Origin of the sequence: Enterobacter cloacae complex sp. P2B (assembly GCF_014895985.1) — a bacterium.
GTDB classification, from domain to species: Bacteria; Pseudomonadota; Gammaproteobacteria; order Enterobacterales; family Enterobacteriaceae; genus Enterobacter; species Enterobacter bugandensis.
The window spans coordinates 66669-86222 of sequence record NZ_JADBQQ010000004.1; the positions used below are offsets into that span (position 1 = coordinate 66669).

Genomic DNA, 19554 nt, shown 5'->3' on the forward strand with positions numbered 1-19554 from the left:
TTACAAAAATTGACACACAGTTGCTGTTAATAGCACCGCAGAAAAGGGAGTGCAAGCGAGGAGTTTTCAGGAAGGTTACCCCTTACGCCCTGAAGCGTAAGGGGTAAAAGCATTACAGGGCTGCGATAACGGCCTGCTGCTCGATCAGTTTGGTCTTCGCATCGGCGAAGGCAACCAGACGCTCACGCTCTTTGGCAATGACCGCTTCCGGCGCGCGGGCCACAAAGCCTTCGTTCGCCAGTTTGCTTTCAATTTTGCCAATTTCCACGTCGACTTTCGCCACTTCTTTCGCCAGACGCGCCAGCTCTGCCTCTTTGTCGACCAGGCCCGCCATCGGGATCAGCAGCTCCGCACCGTCGATGATTTTAGTCACGGAAACCGGACCCTTGTCATCGGCAGGCAGCACGGTGATGCTTTCCAGACGCGCCATGGTTTTCAGGAAGGTGTTGTTCTCGGTGACGCGACGAACGGCAGCGTCGCTGCAGCCGCGCAGCAGCAGCTCCAGTGGTTTACCCGGGGCGATGTTCATTTCGGCACGGATGTTACGTACCGCAACGATCGCCTGCTTCAGCCACTCGGTATCCGCAGACGCGGCTTCATCAACCTTAGCCGCATCGAATTCCGGGAACGGCTGCAGCATGATGGTATCGGCGTTGATGCCCGCAATGACCTTCACGCGCTGCCAGATGGTCTCGGTGATGAATGGAATAACCGGATGCGCAAGGCGCAGCAGGCCTTCCAGGACGGTAATCAGCGTGTTGCGCGTGCCGCGCAGCTCTGCTTCAGAACCGCCGTTCATGACCGGCTTCGCCAGCTCCAGATACCAGTCACAGAACTGGTTCCAGGTGAATTCATACAGAATGCCCGCTGCGATATCGAAGCGGTAGCTGTCCAGCGCCTCGCGGAAGGCTTTCACCGTCTGGTTAAATTCCGCCAGGATCCAGCGGTCCGCCAGAGACAGGGTCATCTCGCCGCCGTTGAAGCCGCAATCCTGATCTTCGGTGTTCATCAGCACGAAGCGGCTGGCGTTCCACAGCTTGTTACAGAAGTTACGGTAACCTTCAAGACGTTTCATGTCCCAGTTGATGTCGCGGCCGGTCGAGGCCAGCGCCGCCAGGGTGAAGCGCAGGGCGTCGGTACCGTGAGATTCGATCCCGTTCGGGAACTGCTTCTCGGTACGCTTGCGGATTTTCTCAGCCAACTGCGGCTGCATCATGTTGCCGGTACGTTTTTCCAGCAGGTCTTCCAGGGAGATCCCGTCAACCATGTCCAGCGGGTCAATCACGTTGCCCTTGGACTTGGACATCTTCTGCCCTTCGTCGTCGCGGATAAGGCCGGTCATGTAGACGGTATGGAACGGAACCTGCGGCTTGCCGTCTTCGTCTTTGATGAAGTGCATGGTCATCATGATCATGCGGGCAATCCAGAAGAAGATGATGTCGAAGCCGGACACCATTACGCTGGTAGGGTGGAACTGACGCAGCGCGTCGGTGTTTTCCGGCCAGCCGAGGGTAGAGAAGGTCCACAGCGCGGAGGAGAACCAGGTATCCAGAACGTCTTCATCCTGGCGAAGGGCCACGTCAGCGCTCAGGTTGTTTTCCTGACGCACTTCGTCTTCGCTACGGCCAACGTAGACGTTGCCTTCGTTGTCGTACCATGCCGGGATGCGGTGACCCCACCACAGCTGACGGGAGATACACCAGTCCTGAATGTCGCGCATCCAGGAGAAGTACATGTTTTCGTACTGCTTCGGCACGAACTGAATGCTGCCGTTCTCAACCGCTTCCACAGCCGGTTTTGCCAGCACGTCGGCACGGACGTACCACTGGTCTGTCAGCATTGGCTCAATAACCACGCCGCCACGGTCGCCGTACGGCACGGTCAGATCGTGAGGCTTAATCTCTTCCAGCAGGCCGAGCGCATCAACGGCGGCTACGATGGCTTTACGTGCAGCAAAGCGCTCCAGCTTCTGGAACTCCGCCGGGATCTCGCTGGAGTAAACGTCGGATTCGTTGCCTTTGGTGTCGTACACCTCTGCGCTTTCGCGGATATCGCCGTCGAAGGTCAGAATGTTGATCATCGGCAGGGCGTGACGACGACCCACTTCATAGTCGTTGAAGTCGTGCGCCGGGGTGATTTTCACGCAGCCGGTGCCTTTTTCCATGTCGGCGTGTTCGTCGCCCACAATCGGAATGCGGCGGTTCACCAGCGGCAGCACCACAAATTTGCCGATCAGATCTTTATAGCGCGGATCTTCCGGGTTAACGGCCACGCCGGTATCGCCCAGCAGGGTTTCCGGACGGGTGGTCGCCACCACCAGGTAATCTTTACCGTCTGCGGTTTTTGCGCCGTCGGCCAGCGGATAGCGGATGTGCCACATGGAGCCTTTAGACTCGCGGTTTTCCACTTCCAGGTCAGAAATTGCGGTGCGCAGTTTCGGGTCCCAGTTTACCAGGCGTTTGCCGCGGTAAATCAGGTCTTCTTTGTACAGACGGACGAACACTTCTTTTACGGCGTTGGACAGGCCTTCGTCCATGGTGAAGCGCTCGCGCTCCCAGTCCACGGAGTTGCCGAGACGGCGCATCTGACGGGTAATGGTGCCGCCGGATTCTGCCTTCCACTGCCAGATTTTGTCGATGAACGCATCGCGACCGTAGTCGTGACGAGTTTTACCTTCTTCAGCGGCAATTTTACGCTCAACCACCATCTGGGTCGCGATACCCGCGTGGTCAGTCCCTGCCTGCCACAGGGTGTTTTTGCCCTGCATGCGCTGGTAGCGGATCATGGTGTCCATGATGGTCTGCTGGAAAGCATGCCCCATATGCAAACTGCCGGTGACGTTCGGCGGCGGGATCATGATGCAGAAGGACTCTTTGCTTTCGTCGCCGTTAGGCTTGAAATAGCCCTGCTGTTCCCAGTGCTCGTAAAGCGGCTGTTCGATATCGCGTGGGTTATATGTCTTTTCCATTATTTCCAGGTTGCCGTATTCAGGTTAAAACCGGCCAGGCGGTACGCTTTATAGCGTTCGCGCGCCAGTTGTTTCAAGGATTCTTCGTAAGGGACAAAGTCTACCACTTCTGTGAAAGCGGTGGCAAAATCTGCAAAGTCTGTCCGCAGGCTAATGAGAATATCGCGCGCGCTGCTGTTGCGCTTTTGCGGCCAGGCAATTTCGACCGGTGCCCCGCCGCGTGGACCTTCGCCCGACAGGTTATGCGGAACAAAACTTTCCGGCGGGCGCGCCCATAGCGCTTCATCCAGGCGAATCGCCTGCTGCTCATCTTCACAGGCAATCAGTACGCGTTTACCTGCGCGCCAACGTTCTGCGGCAATTTCACACACCAGCTGTTCAACGGCGCTGAGGCCATCCTGATGGGTGTCGTTGTCCAGAAGGTAGAACGTTGCATTCTTCATATATGGGGCTTCTTGTCGTGGATTTAAATGCAAAGCCGGGTGGCGCTTCGCTTACCCGGCCTACGGTTGAGTGGCGTGTAGGCCGGGTAAGGCGAAGCCGCCACCCGGCACATTACATCACTCGTCGCCGTTAAAACCCGCACGATTAAGCAGGAACTGCGACAGCAGGGCCACCGGACGTCCGGTAGCGCCTTTGGCTTTACCGGAGCGCCATGCGGTACCCGCGATGTCCAGGTGCGCCCAGTTATATTTACGGGTGAAGCGCGCCAGGAAGCAGCCTGCGGTAATTGCGCCGCCAGGACGACCGCCGATGTTTGCCATGTCCGCAAAGTTAGACTCCAGCTGTTCCTGATACTCGTCACCCAGCGGCAGACGCCATGCGCGGTCACCTGCCTGCTCGGACGCGCCGATAAGCTCGTGCGCCAGCGGGTTGTGGTTCGACATCAGGCCGGTGATGTGATGGCCCAGGGCAATCACGCAGGCACCGGTCAGGGTGGCCACGTCGATAACCGCTTCAGGTTCGAAGCGCTCAACGTAGGTCAACACGTCACAGAGTACCAGACGGCCTTCGGCGTCGGTATTCAGCACTTCAACGGTCTGGCCGGACATGGTGGTCAGGACGTCGCCCGGGCGATACGCGCGACCGCCAGGCATGTTTTCGCAGCCTGCCAGCACGCCGATTACGTTGATGGGCAGCTGAAGCTCCGCAACCATGCGCATGACGCCGTAAACCGCCGCCGCGCCGCACATGTCGTACTTCATCTCGTCCATGCCTTCTGAAGGCTTGATGGAGATACCGCCGGAGTCAAAGGTCAGCCCTTTACCGACGAGCACGATCGGACGCGCGTCTTCAGACGGATTGCCTTTGTATTCGATGACCGACATCAGGGATTCGTTCTGCGAGCCGTTACCCACCGCCAGATAAGAGTGCATCCCCAGCTCTTTCATCTGCTGTTCGCCGATGACGCGGGTGATGACGTTTTTGCTGTAGGAGTCAGCCAGCTGGCGCGCCTGAGAGGCGAGGTAGGCGGCGTTACAGATGTTTGGCGGCATGTTGCCGAGATCTTTTGCCGCTTTGATACCGGCGGCAATCGCCAGACCATGCTGGATGGCGCGCTCGCCGCTGGTCAGTTCGCGACGGGTTGGCACGTTAAAGACCATTTTACGCAGCGGGCGACGCGGCTCGCTTTTGTTGGTCTTAAGCTGATCGAAGCTGTAAAGGCTCTCTTTTGCCGTTTCGACGGCCTGACGCACTTTCCAGTAGGTGTTACGGCCTTTGACGTGCAGCTCGGTCAGGAAGCAGACGGCTTCCATTGAACCGGTGTCATTCAGCGTATTAATGGTTTTCTGAATAACCTGCTTATACTGACGTTCATCCAGCTCGCGCTCTTTGCCGCAGCCAATCAGCAGAATACGCTCTGACAGGACGTTCGGAACATGGTGCAGTAACAGCGTCTGCCCAGGTTTGCCTTCCAGTTCGCCACGGCGCAGCAGGGCGCTGATATAGCCGTCACTGATTTTATCGAGTTGCTCGGCGATCGGGGAGAGTCGGCGCGGTTCAAAGACGCCCACAACGATGCAGGCACTCCGCTGTTTCTCCGGGCTACCGCTTTTTACACTGAACTCCATGCACTACGCTCCTGAATCTTAAAGACAACGGCGGCTGCTACGGATAGAATTGAAACCTTTCGTAACTCATGTCCGCTGTTGTGGTGACTTCGTGTTAATCTTACGTTACTACGGTTTCGACACGTCAGAAAAAGTCCTGAAGCGTGAATCCGCCGGATGTTTTAATCTTAGCGACGATTTCGACGACTCAAGAGAATAAATGACGTTTAAGCCATGAAACAAGCGATTTTCCAGCAAAGAGACGGGTTTTTACGGGCGTATTTAAAGTGATAATCATAAGATATCTGGTGCGGGAGACGCTCAAAAGCCAACTGGCGATCCTCTTCATCCTGCTGCTGATTTTTTTCTGTCAGAAGCTGGTTAAGATCCTCGGTGCGGCCGTTGACGGCGAAATTCCAACGAATCTGGTGCTTTCCCTGCTTGGGCTGGGGATCCCGGAAATGGCGCAGCTTATTCTGCCGCTGAGTCTATTCCTCGGCCTGCTGATGACCCTCGGTAAGCTGTACACCGAGAGTGAAATTACGGTGATGCATGCCTGCGGCCTGAGTAAAGCCGTACTGGTGAAAGCGGCGATGATACTGGCGCTGTTCACGGGCATTGTTGCGGCGGTGAATGTGATGTGGGCGGGCCCTATGTCTTCCCGTCATCAGGACGAAGTGCTGGCCGAGGCGAAAGCAAACCCCGGCATGGCGGCGCTCGCGCAGGGGCAGTTCCAGCAGGCGACTGACGGAAACTCCGTGCTGTTTATTGAGAGCGTTGACGGCAGTAAATTCAACGATGTATTTCTGGCGCAGCTGCGTCCTAAAGGTAACGCGCGTCCGTCCGTGGTGGTTGCCGATTCTGGCCAGCTTTCTCAGCGCAAAGACGGTTCTCAGGTCGTCACGCTGAATAAAGGCACCCGTTTCGAAGGCACCGCGATGCTGCGTGACTTCCGTATTACGGATTTCCAGAACTATCAGGCCATTATTGGTCATCAGGCGGTGGCGCTCGATCCGACGGATACCGAGCAAATGGATATGCGCACGCTGTGGAATACCGATACCGACAGAGCGCGGGCTGAGTTCCACTGGCGTATTACGCTCGTATTCACCGTGTTTATGATGGCACTGATTGTCGTGCCGCTGAGCGTGGTGAACCCGCGCCAGGGCCGCGTGCTCTCTATGCTGCCAGCGATGCTGCTTTACCTGATCTACTTCCTGCTGCAAACCTCGATTCGCTCTAACGGCGCGAAGGGTAAGCTGGATCCGATGGTCTGGACATGGTTCGTTAACAGCCTGTACATATTACTGGCGCTGGGATTAAACCTGTGGGATACGGTGCCTGTGCGCCGCATACGTGCCCGATTCTCGCGTAAAGGAGCCATCTAATGCAGGCGTTTGGCGTTCTTGATCGCTATATCGGTAAAACCATTTTCACCACCATCATGATGACGTTGTTCATGCTGGTGTCGCTCTCCGGCATTATCAAATTTGTCGATCAGCTGAAAAAAGCCGGACAGGGCAGCTATGACGCGATGGGGGCGGGGATGTACACCCTGCTCAGCGTGCCAAAAGATGTGCAGATCTTCTTCCCGATGGCGGCTCTGCTGGGCGCGCTGCTGGGGCTGGGGATGCTGGCTCAGCGCAGCGAGCTGGTGGTGATGCAGGCCTCAGGCTTTACCCGTATGCAGGTTGCGCTGTCGGTAATGAAAACCGCAATCCCGCTGGTGCTGTTGACCATGGCGATTGGCGAGTGGGTGGCACCGCAGGGCGAGCAGATGGCGCGTAACTATCGTGCTCAGGCAATGTACGGTGGTTCACTGCTCTCGACTCAGCAAGGTTTATGGGCGAAAGACGGGAAAAACTTCGTCTACATCGAACGGGTAAAGGGTAATGATGAACTGGGCGGGGTGAGCATCTACGCGTTCAACGACCAGCGCCGTCTGGAGTCTGTCCGACACGCCTCTTCCGCGAAGTTTGACGCTGAACATAAGCAGTGGCGTTTGTCGCAGGTTGATGAATCTGACCTGACGGATCCAAAACAGATTACCGGGTCACAGACGGTGACCGGCACCTGGAAGACCAACCTCACGCCGGATAAGCTCGGGGTTGTTGCGCTGGATCCTGACGCGCTCTCTATCAGCGGCTTGCACAACTATGTGAAGTACCTGAAGTCGAGCGGGCAGGATGCCGGACGCTATCAGCTCAACATGTGGAGCAAAATCTTCCAGCCGATGTCCGTGGCGGTGATGATGCTGATGGCGCTGTCGTTTATCTTCGGCCCGCTGCGTAGCGTGCCGATGGGCGTGCGCGTCGTGACCGGTATTAGCTTCGGCTTTGTCTTCTATGTACTCGATCAGATCTTCGGTCCGCTGACGCTGGTTTATGGCATCCCGCCGATTATCGGTGCGCTGCTGCCGAGCGCCAGCTTCTTCCTGATCAGCCTCTGGCTGCTGCTGAAACGCTCCTGATTGACCTCTCCTCGCTTCCGGTGAAACGGAGGCGAGGCTAATCTCCTGTTTCACCCCGCACTTTTTCTCACAACCTTCAACGTCCCGCCTCGAATTTGAGTATTATTGAGCGATAAAGTCGTGAAGGGATCCTCTATGAAGCAAATTCGAATGCTAGCCCAGTACTACGTCGACCTGATGATGAAGCTTGGACTGGTGCGTTTCTCCATGCTGCTGGCGCTGGCGCTGGTCGTTCTGGCGATTGTCGTGCAGATGGCCGTTACGATGGTTCTGCATGGTCAGGTCGAGAGTATCGACGTTATCCGCTCTATCTTCTTCGGCCTGCTCATTACCCCCTGGGCGGTCTATTTCCTTTCCGTGGTGGTCGAACAGCTTGAGGAGTCCCGTCAGCGCTTATCAAAACTGGTCGATAAGCTGGAGGAGATGCGCGAGCGCGACCTGAAGCTCAACGTTCAGCTTAAAGACAACATTGCTCAGTTGAATCAGGAAATTTCAGATCGTGAGAAGGCGGAGGCAGAGCGTCAGGCCACGCTGGAACAGCTGAAAATCGAAATGAAAGAGCGCGAGGTGACGCAGATCCAGCTTGAGCAGCAATCCTCCTTCCTGCGTTCGTTCCTGGACGCTTCACCGGATCTGGTATTCTACCGTAACGAAGATAAAGAATTTTCAGGCTGTAACCGCGCGATGGAGCTCCTGACCGGGAAAAGCGAGAAGCAGCTGATTCACCTCAAGCCGCAGGACGTTTACTCCGAAGAGGCGGCCGCCAAGGTCATGGAGACGGATGAAAAAGTGTTCCGCCATAACGTCTCGCTGACCTACGAACAGTGGCTGGATTACCCGGACGGGCGCAAAGCCTGCTTTGAGATCCGTAAGGTGCCGTACTATGACCGCGTCGGGAAGCGCCACGGCCTGATGGGCTTCGGCCGTGATATTACCGAGCGTAAGCGCTATCAGGATGCGCTGGAGCGCGCCAGCCGCGACAAGACCACCTTCATCTCCACCATCAGCCATGAGCTTCGTACCCCGCTTAACGGCATTGTGGGGCTGAGCCGTATTCTGCTGGATACCGACCTGACCGCAGAACAGGAAAAATACCTCAAAACGATTCATGTCTCGGCGGTCACGCTGGGTAATATCTTCAACGATATTATTGACATGGATAAAATGGAGCGCCGAAAGGTTCAGCTTGATAACCAGCCGGTTGATTTCACCAGCTTCCTTGCCGATCTGGAAAACTTGTCTGGTCTGCAGGCCCAGCAGAAGGGGCTGAATTTTGTCATGGATCCCACCCTGCCGCTGCCGCATAAAGTGATTACCGACGGCACGCGCCTGCGTCAGATCCTGTGGAATCTCATCAGCAACGCGGTGAAATTTACCCAGAAGGGGCAGGTGGCGGTGCGTATTCGCTATGACGACGGGGACATGCTGCATTTCGAGGTGGAGGACTCCGGGATTGGTATTCCGCAGGAGGAGCAGGACAAGATTTTCGCGATGTACTACCAGGTGAAGGACAGCAACGGTGGAAAACCGGCCACTGGTACCGGAATCGGCCTGGCGGTGTCTAAGCGGCTGGCGAAGAGCATGGGTGGTGACATCACCGTTGCCAGCCAGGCGGGCAAAGGGTCAACCTTCACGCTGACGGTGCATGCGCCGGCGGTGGCGGAAGAGGTAGAGGATACCTTTGAAAATGACGATATGCCGCTGCCTGCGCTGCACGTCCTGCTGGTGGAGGATATTGAGCTTAACGTGATTGTAGCGCGCTCGGTGCTGGAAAAACTGGGCAACAGCGTGGATGTCGCGATGACCGGTAAAGCCGCGCTGGAGATGTTTACACCGGGTGAATATGACCTCGTTCTGCTGGATATTCAGTTGCCGGATATGACCGGGCTGGATATCTCGCGTGAACTGACGCGTCAGTACGCGGCTGATGAACTGCCGCCGCTGGTGGCGCTGACGGCAAACGTGCTGAAAGATAAAAAAGAGTATCTCGACGCCGGTATGGACGATGTACTCAGCAAGCCTCTGGCGGTGCCTGCTCTGACCGCCATGATCAAGAAGTTCTGGGATACCCACGATGAAGAGGAGAGCACCATGACGTCTGTTGATAGCGCAAAAGCCCAAACGATACTCGATACCGCGATGCTGGAGCAGTATATCGATCTGGTCGGCCCGAAACTGATTACCGACGGCCTGGCGGTGTTTGAAAAAATGATGCCGGGTTATCTGAGCGTGCTGGAGTCAAACCTGACGGCGCGTGACCAGAAGGGCATCGTGGAAGAAGGGCATAAAATCAAAGGCGCAGCCGGCTCGGTCGGGTTACGCCACCTGCAGCAGTTGGGTCAACAGATTCAGTCGCCTGATTTACCAGCCTGGGAAGATAACGTTGGTGATTGGGTTGAAGAGATGAAACAAGAGTGGCAGAACGATGTTGCGGTGCTTAAAGCCTGGGTGGATGCCAGAAAAAAATGACCCCGGCTAGACCGGGGTGCGCGAATACTGCGCCAACACCAGGGAAATCGTGGCTGCGCCTGTTTTTTAAAGTAATTTTCTAATGGGCGCCGCCGTAAAAATTTAGGCCGCACGCAGATAAGATAGCAAATCTTAAATGGTTTGTTACATGAATCAGTGAAATGTGTGAAGCATAGCGTTTTAATCAAAATTATTAATGTGCTTCAGCGAGTTGCAAAGAAGGATCGTCAAGATGAAAAAAATTGGTGTTGTCCTGAGCGGATGCGGTGTTTTTGATGGTTCAGAAATACATGAAGCCGTAATCACGCTGCTGGCCCTGACAAAACAGGGAGCAGAGGTTATCTGTTTTGCGCCCGACAAAAATCAGTCGGATGTGATTAACCATCTGACCGGCGAGCCGATGGCCGAAACGCGTAACGTGCTGATTGAAGCCGCGCGTATTACCCGGGGAGAGATTCATCCGCTGGCGCAGGCAGATGCCGCTGAACTGGATGCGCTCATTGTGCCGGGCGGCTTCGGCGCCGCGAAAAATCTCAGCACCTTTGCTGCCGAGGGTGCCGCATGCACGGTGGACCCTGATCTCAAAGCGCTGACGCTGGCGATGCATGCCGCGGGCAAGCCGCTGGGCTTTATCTGTATTGCACCGGCCATGCTGCCAAATATTTTCGATTTTCCGTTACGGCTGACGATCGGAACCGATATTGATACCGCAGAGGTCGTCGAGGATATGGGGGGTGAACACGTTCCGTGTCCGGTCGATGACATTGTGGTGGATGAAGACAACAAAATTGTCACCACGCCCGCGTATATGCTGGCGAAGAATATTGCGGAAGCCGCCGTGGGCATTGAAAAGCTGGTCGCCCGAGTGCTGGTGCTGACGGAATGAGGCGTCAGTCTTCCGCAGGCGCATGGGTGAAACGCCTTCTTTTACGCATCGTTCTCGTCCTGGCGGTGTTCTGGGGGGGCGGCCTGGCCGTGTTCAGCATTTTGCCGGTACCGTTTTCAGCGGTCATGGTTGAGCGCCAGCTTAGCGCGTGGTTCTCCGGTGATTTCGGCTATGTTGCCCATTCTGACTGGGTGAGCATGGATGAAATTTCTCCGTTCATGGGGCTGGCGGTTATCGCGGCGGAAGATCAAAAATTCCCGCAGCACTGGGGGTTTGATGTGGCCGCGATCGAAAAGGCGCTGGCCCATAACGAACGTCACGAAAACCGCGTGCGCGGTGCGTCAACGCTGTCGCAGCAGACGGCTAAAAACCTGTTCCTGTGGGATGGCCGAAGCTGGGTGCGAAAAGGGCTGGAAGCGGGCCTGACCCTGGGAATGGAAACGGTCTGGAGCAAAAAGCGTATTCTGACCGTTTACCTTAATATCGCCGAGTTCGGCGACGGGGTATTTGGTGTCGAAGCTGCATCACAACGCTATTTTAATAAACCTGCCAGCAGGCTGAGCATGTCGGAGGCGGCGCTGCTCGCGGCTGTTCTGCCTAATCCTGTCCGCTTCAAGGCCAGCGCCCCGTCAGGGTACGTGCGAAGCCGTCAGGCGTGGATCATGCGCCAGATGCGCCAGCTGGGTGGGGAAGGGTTTATGGAGAGAAATGCGTTAATGTAGGGCGGGTAAGCGCAGCGCCACCCGCCAGAATAGCAGGCCTAATCTTCGTCGAACCCGGCGTTAAACAGCGCAACTACCGCTGCCAGAGCTTCCTCTTCCTGAGGACCGGTGGCTTCAACCTCAATCTGACGCCCTTTGGCGGAGTCCAGCATCAGCAGCGCAATCACGCTGTTGGCTTCCGCTTCGGTGCCTTCGTCATTACGCAGCAGCACTTCTGCATCGAAACCCTGCATCAGCTCAAACAGCTTCATCGCCGGGCGTGCATGCATGCCCAGCTTATTGGTGATCTCAACGGTTTGTTTTACGGTCATGTTTTACGTTTTTCCAGCGTGCGATGACGGGACTGAACGTTCTTACCGCGCGAGCGGAAATAGTCGGCCAGCTGTTCGGCGATGTAGACCGAACGATGTTTACCGCCGGTACAGCCAATCGCCACTGTCAGGTAGCTACGATTGTTTGTCTCCAGCATAGGTAACCATAGCTCAAGGTAGCTTCGCGTCTGGTAGATAAAATTGTGAACTTCTGTGTGTCGGTCGAGGAACGCCGCCACGGGCTTATCCAGACCGGTCATTGGACGCAGTTTAGGATCCCAGTGCGGGTTCGGCAGGAAGCGCACGTCGAAAACATAGTCCGCATCAATCGGAATACCGTGCTTAAAGCCGAAGGATTCGAACACCATCGTCAGCTCGCGCTCGCGTTTGCCCAGCAGCCGGGTTCGCAGCATTTCCGCCAGCTCGTGAACGGACATCTCTGAGGTGTCGACAATCAGATCGGCACGAGAGCGCAGCGGCTCAAGCAGATCGCTCTCTTCGTCGATGGCGCTCTCCAGCGAGAGATTCTTGCTGGAAAGCGGGTGCAGACGGCGGGTGTCGCTGTAGCGGCGGATCAGGGTATTGCGGTCGGCATCAAGGAACAGCAGCTGAGGCGAGAACGCGTCAGGCAGGTTACTCATTGCCTGTTCGAAGATCTCTGGCGATTCCGGCATGTTACGAACGTCGATACTGACGGCGGCGGAGGTTTGTCTCTCCGCTAACGTGCGTGCCAGATCGGGCAATAACACGACCGGCAGGTTATCGACGCAGTAAAAACCCATGTCTTCCAGCGCGCGCAGGGCAACGGATTTCCCCGACCCTGAACGACCGCTGACAATCATCAGCACCATGTTCCGTTTCTCCTCAGGACAACAGATGTGAAGGCCATCACCTGGTTATGCGTCATCCTGATTGCCTTCTGCTTCAGTGATAATTTGATAAAGCTCTTCATCACTTTGGGCTGAGCGCAGTCGACGGCAGATGGTTTTATCCGCCAGACGTTTAGCAACCAGCGAAAGCGTATGCAGGTGGGTCTTGGTCTGGTCTGCAGGCACCAACAGCGCGAAGAGGAGATCGACGGGCTGGTTATCAATGGCGTCAAAAGCGATTGGGGTTTCCAGTTGCACAAACACACCGACGGCACGCAGGGTGTCCTCTTCCAGCTTGCCGTGCGGGATCGCGATGCCGTTGCCTATACCGGTACTGCCCATCTTTTCACGGGTCAGAATGGCTTCGAACACCACCTGCGGCGGCAGGCCCAGCTGTTTTGCAGCCAATTCACTGATGATCTCCAGCGCACGTTTTTTGCTCTGGCAGTGAACGGCACTGCGGGTACATTCCTGGTTAAGGACATTGCTCAGTTGAAGAGCGGAATCGTTGTTCATCATAATTTCACCTAAGCGCTAACTGTACAAATGGCCCGTTGTGTTTCACAACAGGCCGTCCTGCACCCGTTAACTGCCCGGACAATTAGTGTTGTTTCAGTTTATCTTTATGTTTATTGAGCTGTCGCGCAAGCTTGTCAATCAAGCCGTCGATAGCCGCGTACATGTCTTGCCCTTCCGCACTGGCATGGAGTTCACCCCCGTTAACATGCAGGGTTGCATCCGAGATATGAGTCACTTTCTCCACTTTTAACACAACGTAGACCTGATTGATCCTTTCGAAATACTGCTCGAGTTTCGCGAACTTAGCGTTCACGAAGTCACGTAAAGCCTCAGTAATCTCGACGTTATGTCCTGTGATATTGAGCTGCATAGTGTCTTCCTTATCGGTTGTGTCAGACCAACTGTTTACGCTGGTTAGACGGCGGAATGGATAAAGACTCTCGATACTTCGCAACAGTACGACGTGCCACCATAATACCCTGATCGGACAGCATGGTGGTCAACTTACTGTCACTTAGTGGCTTCGCGGGGTTCTCCGCGGCGATCAACTTCTTCACCAGGGCGCGAATCGCCGTTGAGGAGGCTTCGCCGCCACCCTCGGTGTTCACGTGGCTGGAGAAGAAATACTTAAGCTCAAAAATACCGCGCGGACTGTGCAGATACTTCTGCGTAGTAACGCGGGAAATAGTGGATTCATGCATCTCGACGGCCTGGGCGATATCCGCCAGCACCATCGGCTTCATATACTCTTCGCCCTGCTCAAAGAAGGCCTGCTGCTGTTCGACGATGCAGCGGCTCACGCGAAGCAGGGTATCATTCCGGCTCTCCAGGCTCTTGATCAACCATCGCGCTTCCTGAAGATTGCTGCGAATATATTGATTGTCGGAGTCGTTGCGCGCGCTGGTACACATGGAGGCGTACTGCTGGTTGATTTGCAGGCGAGGGATGCTGTCAGAGTTCAGTTCAACGACCCAGCGGTCATTGTGTTTTCTGACCAGCACGTCCGGGATAACGTACTCGGGTTCGCTGGTCTGGATCGACTGACCGGGACGCGGATCGAGGGACTGGATCAGATTTACCGCCTCTTTCAGCACCTCTTCCTTCAGGCGCGTCACGCGCATCAGGGTGCGGAAATCGTGGTTAGCCAGAAGATCCAGATGATCGCTGATGATTAAGCGTGCCTCGTCGAGCCACGGCGTCTCTTTGCTGAACTGAGAAAGCTGGATCAGCAGACAGTCGCGCAGGTCCTTCGCGGCCACCCCGACCGGATCGAAGCGCTGAATGCGTTTCAGTACCGCTTCAATCTCCTCAATCTCAATCTCTTCATCGCCCATGCTTTCCAGAATGTCGTCCAGCGTGACGGTCAAATAACCGGTGTCATCAACGGCGTCGACAATCGACGTGGCAATGGCGCGGTCGGTATCGGAGAAGGGGGTAAGCTCTACCTGCCACATCAGGTAATCCTGCAGCGACTGGGTGGTTTCGCCCTGGTAGACCGGTAGCTCGTCGTCCTGGTAGTCTGCACGCGTGCCGGAAGGGGTTCCGGCGGTATAGATTTCATCCCAGCTGGCATCCAGCGGAAGCTCGTCCGGCATCTCTTTTTGTTCGAGTGCATCCGCGGTGTCGAGCGCTTCTGTGTCCTGTGACTGCTGGGTATCTACCTCGTCATGAAGATCGGCTTGCTCCAGCAGGGGATTGCTGTCCAGCGCCTGCTGGAGCTCCTGCTGGAGTTCTAAGGTGGACAGTTGCAACAGACGAATTGCCTGCTGTAACTGCGGCGTCATCGCCAGCTGTTGGCTGAGCCTTAATTGCAAACCTTGCTTCATGTTCAGAGCATTTTTCTCCGGTTCGGCGTTACGTTACCTCTACCCTATCAGAGTCTGAAGTCTTCCCCAAGATAGACGCGCTTAACATGATCGTCTTCGAGGATCTGCTGCGGCGTACCGTGAGCGATCAGATTGCCCTGGCTCACGATATACGCGCGTTCACATACCGCCAGCGTTTCACGAACGTTGTGGTCGGTGATCAGCACGCCAAGTCCGCTGTCACGCAGATGCTCGATAATGCGTTTAATGTCGATAACGGAGATCGGGTCAACGCCCGCAAACGGTTCATCCAGAAGGATAAACTTCGGATTGGCGGCCAGCGCGCGCGCAATCTCAACACGACGGCGTTCCCCCCCGGACAAGGCCTGGCCCAGGCTGTCGCGCAGGTGTTCGATATGAAACTCTTCCATCAGCTCGTTGGCGCGATCCTGACGCTGTTCGTTGGTCAGGTCGTCGCGAATTTGCAGGACTGCCATCAGGTTATCAAAGACGCTCAGACGACGGAAAATAGAGGCTTCCTGCGGCAGATAGCCGATGCCACGGCGCGCGCGCGCGTGCAGCGGCAGCAGGCTGATGTCTTCATCGTCGATGATGATGTTGCCGGCGTCACGCGGCACAATGCCCACCACCATGTAGAAGGTGGTGGTTTTACCCGCACCGTTCGGGCCAAGCAGGCCCACAATTTCGCCGGAGTTGACGGTCAGACTGACATCTTCTACGACACGGCGGCCCTTATAGGCCTTCGCGAGATTTTTTGCAGTTAATGTTGCCATAGCGAATTAGTTACTCTTCTTCTGTGCCGGGGCCTGGCCCTTGCCTTTGTCCTGCAGCTGCGACGGAACCAGCACGGTGGTTACGCGTTTGCCTTTCTCGCTGGAGGCCTGCATTTTTTGCTCTTTCACCAGATAGGTAATCTGGTCACCGGTAATATTGCTGTCCAGCTGTTCCAGATACGCGTTTCCGGTCAGGATGACCAGGTCCTTCGCCAGCTCATAGTGCATATGCGAGGCGTGGCCCTTCACCGGCTTGCCGTTGTCCTGCATCTGGTAGAAGGTGGCCGGGTTGCCGTAACCATCAATGATCTCTTTGCCCTGCTCGCCGCCCGGACGGGTAACGACCACTTTATCGGCGTTAATTTTGATGGTCCCCTGAGTCATGACGACGTTACCCGTGAAGGTGACGACGTTACCCTGCATATCGAGAGACTGAGTGTCGGACTCGATATGGATCGGCTGGTCGGTATCGCCCGTTACAGCAAGCGCGGGGAGACTGGCCGCCAGCATCGCGCTGGCGATAATTACTTTAAGGCTGAGTTTGTTTGTTTTGAATTTCATAGGAGGTTCTAACCTTTTCAATCAGCTCGGCGTTCTTGCTGCGTAAGTTCCCGCGCATTCTTAAACCGCTGGAATTAAATGTTGTGCCATACAGTGTGACCAGATCCTGTGACGTCACGTCCTGGGTTACCAGGTTGATCTGGGCATTATCCGTCGTAATTTTTCGCAGTTGCGAGTCAGCGGTCAGGGCGTTGACTTCAACGTGGCCATACAGATAAAGCATACGGTCATTTGTCAGTTTGGCCCGATCTGACTTAATTGACCACGTCGGCACTTTGTCTTTGTCGAAAGTGGTCATGACAGGTTGGGTAAACCACGAAACGCCGTCATCGGAAAAGTATTCAACGTGCTGGGCAATCAGGCGATAATTCAGCGCACCTTCCGGGCTATAGACCACGGTGTCGCTGTGATCGCTTTTATAGGTTGGATCGTTATTGTTGACGACTTCCGTTTGCGTATCGTCGCGATCGGCAAGGTTCACGCCAATCAATACCAGTGCGACAAGCGAAAGCAGAATGATAACCCAACGTCTGGTTTTACTCATATCGATTGCCCTTTGGCTTCATCAAGCTTGCCCTGCGCCAGCAGAAGCAGATCGCAGACTTCACGGACGGCACCCCGGCCACCGTTGATGTGGGTAACGTAGTCAGCGCGCGGGATCAACAGCGGATGAGCATCAGCAACCGCGATGCTGAGACCGACTTCAGCCATCACCGGCCAGTCAATCAGGTCGTCCCCGACGTAGGCCACGTTTTCCGGTGCGATAGCCAGTTTACCCAGTAAATCATTGAACGCTGCCATCTTATCGGATTGACCCTGGTAAAGATGGGTAATGCCTAAGGTTTCACAGCGGTCTTCTACCAGTTTAGCTTTTCGTCCGGTGATGATAGCAACCTCAATACCCGAGGTGAGCGCACAGCGGATACCGTAGCCGTCGCGAACGTTAAACGCTTTCAGCTCTTCACCATTATTGCCCATGTAAATCAGGCCATCGGAAAGTACGCCATCCACATCCAGAATGAGCAGACGAATATTTTCCGCCTTTGCCATCATCTGGGTACTGACCGGACCATAACAGGTTGCAAGGGATGCACCCGCATTACTCATTGTCTTATCCTTTATTACACTACGCCAGCGCGCAGCAGATCATGCATATGTACCACACCCAGCAACTGGTCGCCATCGGCAACCATAACGGAGGTGATATGGCGGGACTGCATCAGGTTCAGCACATCCACGGCCAGCGTTCCCGGACGCACGCGAATGCCGCCGGGCGTCATCACATCGGCAATGCCGAGCGTGCGGACATCTACACCCATGTCGAACACGCGACGCAGGTCGCCATCGGTGAAGATCCCCTGAATTTTCATCAGATCGTCGCACACGACCGTCATACCCAGATTCTTACGGGTGATTTCCAGCAGCGCATCACGCAGGGAGGCTTCTTTGCTGACGTGAGGGATCTCATCCCCGGTGTGCATAATATCGTTTACCCGCAGCAGCAGCTTGCGCCCCAGCGCGCCGCCCGGATGGGAGAGCGCGAAATCTTCCGGTGTAAAACCGCGGGCTTCAAGCAGCGCGACGGCAAGCGCATCGCCCATGACCAGCGCGGCGGTGGTGCTGGACGTTGGTGCCAGGCCGAGCGGGCAGGCCTCTTTCGGTACTTTAACGCACAGATGAATATCGGCCGCACGCGCCATGCTACTTTCCGGACGGCTGGTCATGCAAATCAGCGGCACCTGCAGACGCTTCAGTACGGGGATCAATGCCAGAATTTCATTGGACTCACCGGAGTTGGACAGCGCGATAACGACATCCTGCGGCGTGACCATCCCCAGGTCGCCGTGCGCGGCTTCCCCCGGGTGTACAAAGAAGGACGAGGTTCCGGTGCTGGCAAACGTTGCCGCCATTTTGCGCCCAATGTGGCCGGACTTGCCCATCCCCATCACCACGACTTTCCCGGCACAGTAGAATATCTTCTCACATGCCAGACTAAAATCCTGATTAATGTACTGATCTAACTGCGCCAGACCTTCACGTTCAATCTCCAGAACCTCTTTGCCTGCTTTCTGAAAGTCAAAACCCGGCTGCAATTCTATTTGCGACATAATGCGTTTCCGTTTACCCAGAGAGAAGAGGCGAGAGCCAGTACAGCATCGCCATCCATACGATAAATCCACCCGTCAGCAGCGCGCCTGCGCCTTTGCCGATCTGGCGTTGCCGCCGCCAGCAGAGCAGGGCAAATATCACGCTGACCAGCAACATCACCCCGTAATCGCGTGAAAACGCCAGAGGATTAAACGGCCCCGGCGTAATCAGAGCCGGCAGGCCCATGACAATCGCGATATTAAATATGTTGGAGCCGATGATATTACCAATGGCGATGTCATCTTCCCCTTTACGCGCCCCCGCAATGGCGGTGGCCAGCTCCGGCAGGCTGGTGCCGATAGCAATAACCGTCAGGCCAATCGTCAGTTCGCTCATGGCGAAATAGTTCGCCAGTACCGTCGCGTTATCCACGACCATGCGCGTTGCCATCGGCATGATGATCAGCGCAACGCCAAGCCAGAGGAGGGCGACCGGCAGCGTGCCTTCCCGCGGGAGTTCGGCAACCTGTTCACGCGTCAGGCTATCCTGACCCTGTTTTTCCGCCTGGCGGGCAATCTTAACACTATACAGTAACCAGATGACGGCCAGCGCCAGCAGGAAAATGCCGTCGCTATAGCTCAGTACGCCATCATAAAATACGCACCCTGCCAGCAGGCTTACGACTAACATTAGCGGCAATTCACGGCGCAGAACATCAGAATGCACGCGAAATGGATGGAGCAGTGCCGCAAGGCCTAAAATCAGTAATATATTGACGATGTTAGAGCCAATCGCGGTGCCAATTGCCAGGTCTAACTGACCATGCAGCGACGCCGAGACGGAGACGATGATTTCAGGAAGTGACGTGCCAACGCTGACCACGGTCATCCCGATGACTACAGGCGGTACACCCGTCAGGCGACACAGGATAGATGCAGCAAAGACTAAACGGTCAGCACTGTAGACCACTAACAGTAAACCAATGATTAACAGTGCTGTTGCTAAAAGCATCAAAAGTCCTTTCTTCAGGTATACTTGTCG

The 19554-nt window shown here is 55.6% G+C and carries 20 protein-coding genes; 6 read left to right on the forward strand and 14 right to left on the reverse strand.

What is annotated here, in order from left to right:
- Nucleotides 1–112 precede the first annotated feature (112 nt).
- The 3 genes from IM313_RS03000 to pepA form a co-directional block, all read right to left on the reverse strand.
- Nucleotides 113–2968: a valine--tRNA ligase gene (locus IM313_RS03000; RefSeq protein ID WP_192971983.1), complete on the reverse strand. Its 2856-nt coding sequence runs from the start codon at nt 2966–2968 to the stop codon at nt 113–115.
- Nucleotides 2968–3411, reverse strand: a complete 444-nt coding sequence (gene holC, locus IM313_RS03005; protein ID WP_003861884.1) for a DNA polymerase III subunit chi — start codon at nt 3409–3411, stop codon at nt 2968–2970. The genes IM313_RS03000 and holC overlap by 1 nt, the downstream gene beginning before the upstream one ends.
- A 117-nt stretch (nt 3412–3528) precedes the next feature.
- On the reverse strand, nt 3529–5040 hold the full coding sequence (gene pepA / locus IM313_RS03010) for a leucyl aminopeptidase (RefSeq protein ID WP_028014577.1): 1512 nt from the start codon (nt 5038–5040) through the stop codon (nt 3529–3531).
- A 143-nt stretch (nt 5041–5183) separates the two neighbouring features.
- Here pepA and IM313_RS22735 point away from each other — a divergent pair, with 143 nt between their 5' ends.
- The 6 genes from IM313_RS22735 to mtgA all read left to right on the forward strand — a co-directional run bounded on the left by IM313_RS22735 (nt 5184) and on the right by mtgA (nt 11566).
- On the forward strand, nt 5184–5243 hold the full coding sequence (locus tag IM313_RS22735; protein ID WP_213743486.1) for a hypothetical protein: 60 nt from the start codon (nt 5184–5186) through the stop codon (nt 5241–5243).
- A gap of 63 nt (nt 5244–5306) precedes the next feature.
- Nucleotides 5307–6407, forward strand: coding sequence for an LPS export ABC transporter permease LptF (gene lptF, locus IM313_RS03015; protein ID WP_028014576.1), 1101 nt, complete (start codon nt 5307–5309; stop codon nt 6405–6407).
- Nucleotides 6407–7489 (forward strand): LPS export ABC transporter permease LptG, encoded by a 1083-nt coding sequence (gene lptG, locus IM313_RS03020; protein ID WP_028014575.1) that lies wholly within the window; start codon nt 6407–6409, stop codon nt 7487–7489. Before lptF ends, lptG begins: the two co-directional genes overlap by 1 nt.
- 135 nt (nt 7490–7624) lie before the next feature.
- The gene (gene arcB, locus IM313_RS03025; RefSeq protein WP_045260464.1) at nt 7625–9958 is read left to right on the forward strand and encodes an aerobic respiration two-component sensor histidine kinase ArcB; all 2334 of its coding nucleotides are present in this window, start codon (nt 7625–7627) and stop codon (nt 9956–9958) included.
- 232 nt (nt 9959–10190) lie between these two features.
- Nucleotides 10191–10844, forward strand: a complete 654-nt coding sequence (elbB, locus tag IM313_RS03030; protein ID WP_049136844.1) for an isoprenoid biosynthesis glyoxalase ElbB — start codon at nt 10191–10193, stop codon at nt 10842–10844.
- Entirely contained in the window at nt 10841–11566 is a 726-nt protein-coding gene (gene mtgA / locus IM313_RS03035) for a monofunctional biosynthetic peptidoglycan transglycosylase (protein WP_049136842.1), read from the forward strand. The genes elbB and mtgA overlap by 4 nt, the downstream gene beginning before the upstream one ends.
- A 38-nt stretch (nt 11567–11604) precedes the next feature.
- Here the strand turns inward: mtgA and npr are convergent, their stop codons facing one another.
- The 11 genes from npr to IM313_RS03090 form a co-directional block, all read right to left on the reverse strand.
- Entirely contained in the window at nt 11605–11877 is a 273-nt protein-coding gene (npr, locus tag IM313_RS03040) for a PTS phosphocarrier protein NPr (protein WP_025756690.1), read from the reverse strand.
- Entirely contained in the window at nt 11874–12728 is an 855-nt protein-coding gene (rapZ, locus tag IM313_RS03045) for an RNase adapter RapZ (RefSeq protein WP_014885397.1), read from the reverse strand. Before rapZ ends, npr begins: the two co-directional genes overlap by 4 nt.
- A 45-nt stretch (nt 12729–12773) precedes the next feature.
- A complete protein-coding gene (gene ptsN / locus IM313_RS03050) occupies nt 12774–13265 on the reverse strand; it encodes a PTS IIA-like nitrogen regulatory protein PtsN (RefSeq protein ID WP_008501443.1) in 492 nt (163 codons plus the stop codon).
- 82 nt (nt 13266–13347) lie between these two features.
- Entirely contained in the window at nt 13348–13635 is a 288-nt protein-coding gene (hpf, locus tag IM313_RS03055) for a ribosome hibernation promoting factor (protein ID WP_014171818.1), read from the reverse strand.
- A gap of 22 nt (nt 13636–13657) precedes the next feature.
- On the reverse strand, nt 13658–15091 hold the full coding sequence (gene rpoN, locus IM313_RS03060; protein ID WP_028014571.1) for an RNA polymerase factor sigma-54: 1434 nt from the start codon (nt 15089–15091) through the stop codon (nt 13658–13660).
- 47 nt (nt 15092–15138) lie between these two features.
- Entirely contained in the window at nt 15139–15864 is a 726-nt protein-coding gene (lptB, locus tag IM313_RS03065; RefSeq protein WP_028014570.1) for an LPS export ABC transporter ATP-binding protein, read from the reverse strand.
- A gap of 6 nt (nt 15865–15870) precedes the next feature.
- Nucleotides 15871–16425 (reverse strand): lipopolysaccharide ABC transporter substrate-binding protein LptA, encoded by a 555-nt coding sequence (lptA, locus tag IM313_RS03070; protein WP_028014569.1) that lies wholly within the window; start codon nt 16423–16425, stop codon nt 15871–15873.
- A complete protein-coding gene (gene lptC, locus IM313_RS03075; protein ID WP_028014568.1) occupies nt 16394–16969 on the reverse strand; it encodes an LPS export ABC transporter periplasmic protein LptC in 576 nt (191 codons plus the stop codon). The genes lptA and lptC overlap by 32 nt, the downstream gene beginning before the upstream one ends.
- Nucleotides 16966–17532 carry a 3-deoxy-manno-octulosonate-8-phosphatase KdsC gene (kdsC, locus tag IM313_RS03080; RefSeq protein WP_025756695.1) on the reverse strand — a complete coding sequence of 189 codons (567 nt, stop codon included), beginning with the start codon at nt 17530–17532 and terminating at the stop codon, nt 16966–16968. The genes lptC and kdsC overlap by 4 nt, the downstream gene beginning before the upstream one ends.
- A gap of 14 nt (nt 17533–17546) precedes the next feature.
- Entirely contained in the window at nt 17547–18533 is a 987-nt protein-coding gene (gene kdsD, locus IM313_RS03085) for an arabinose-5-phosphate isomerase KdsD (protein ID WP_028014567.1), read from the reverse strand.
- Nucleotides 18534–18546: 13 nt separating this feature from the next.
- Nucleotides 18547–19524 (reverse strand): calcium/sodium antiporter, encoded by a 978-nt coding sequence (locus tag IM313_RS03090; protein WP_028014566.1) that lies wholly within the window; start codon nt 19522–19524, stop codon nt 18547–18549.
- Nucleotides 19525–19554: the final 30 nt, after the last annotated feature.

What these genes read in the sequence shown, in the direction of transcription:
- lptC (WP_028014568.1), bottom strand. Translation starts at nt 16,969, where the DNA reads ATGAGTAAAACCAGACGTTGGGTTATCATTCTGCTTTCGCTTGTCGCA.
- ptsN (WP_008501443.1), bottom strand. Translation starts at nt 13,265, where the DNA reads ATGATGAACAACGATTCCGCTCTTCAACTGAGCAATGTCCTTAACCAG.
- rpoN (WP_028014571.1), bottom strand. Translation starts at nt 15,091, where the DNA reads ATGAAGCAAGGTTTGCAATTAAGGCTCAGCCAACAGCTGGCGATGACG.
- IM313_RS03090 (WP_028014566.1), bottom strand. Translation starts at nt 19,524, where the DNA reads ATGCTTTTAGCAACAGCACTGTTAATCATTGGTTTACTGTTAGTGGTC.
- lptA (WP_028014569.1), bottom strand. Translation starts at nt 16,425, where the DNA reads ATGAAATTCAAAACAAACAAACTCAGCCTTAAAGTAATTATCGCCAGC.
- mtgA (WP_049136842.1), top strand. Translation starts at nt 10,841, where the DNA reads ATGAGGCGTCAGTCTTCCGCAGGCGCATGGGTGAAACGCCTTCTTTTA.
- rapZ (WP_014885397.1), bottom strand. Translation starts at nt 12,728, where the DNA reads ATGGTGCTGATGATTGTCAGCGGTCGTTCAGGGTCGGGGAAATCCGTT.
- elbB (WP_049136844.1), top strand. Translation starts at nt 10,191, where the DNA reads ATGAAAAAAATTGGTGTTGTCCTGAGCGGATGCGGTGTTTTTGATGGT.
- pepA (WP_028014577.1), bottom strand. Translation starts at nt 5,040, where the DNA reads ATGGAGTTCAGTGTAAAAAGCGGTAGCCCGGAGAAACAGCGGAGTGCC.
- kdsC (WP_025756695.1), bottom strand. Translation starts at nt 17,532, where the DNA reads ATGAGTAATGCGGGTGCATCCCTTGCAACCTGTTATGGTCCGGTCAGT.
- hpf (WP_014171818.1), bottom strand. Translation starts at nt 13,635, where the DNA reads ATGCAGCTCAATATCACAGGACATAACGTCGAGATTACTGAGGCTTTA.
- lptG (WP_028014575.1), top strand. Translation starts at nt 6,407, where the DNA reads ATGCAGGCGTTTGGCGTTCTTGATCGCTATATCGGTAAAACCATTTTC.
- holC (WP_003861884.1), bottom strand. Translation starts at nt 3,411, where the DNA reads ATGAAGAATGCAACGTTCTACCTTCTGGACAACGACACCCATCAGGAT.
- npr (WP_025756690.1), bottom strand. Translation starts at nt 11,877, where the DNA reads ATGACCGTAAAACAAACCGTTGAGATCACCAATAAGCTGGGCATGCAT.
- arcB (WP_045260464.1), top strand. Translation starts at nt 7,625, where the DNA reads ATGAAGCAAATTCGAATGCTAGCCCAGTACTACGTCGACCTGATGATG.
- lptB (WP_028014570.1), bottom strand. Translation starts at nt 15,864, where the DNA reads ATGGCAACATTAACTGCAAAAAATCTCGCGAAGGCCTATAAGGGCCGC.
- IM313_RS03000 (WP_192971983.1), bottom strand. Translation starts at nt 2,968, where the DNA reads ATGGAAAAGACATATAACCCACGCGATATCGAACAGCCGCTTTACGAG.
- kdsD (WP_028014567.1), bottom strand. Translation starts at nt 18,533, where the DNA reads ATGTCGCAAATAGAATTGCAGCCGGGTTTTGACTTTCAGAAAGCAGGC.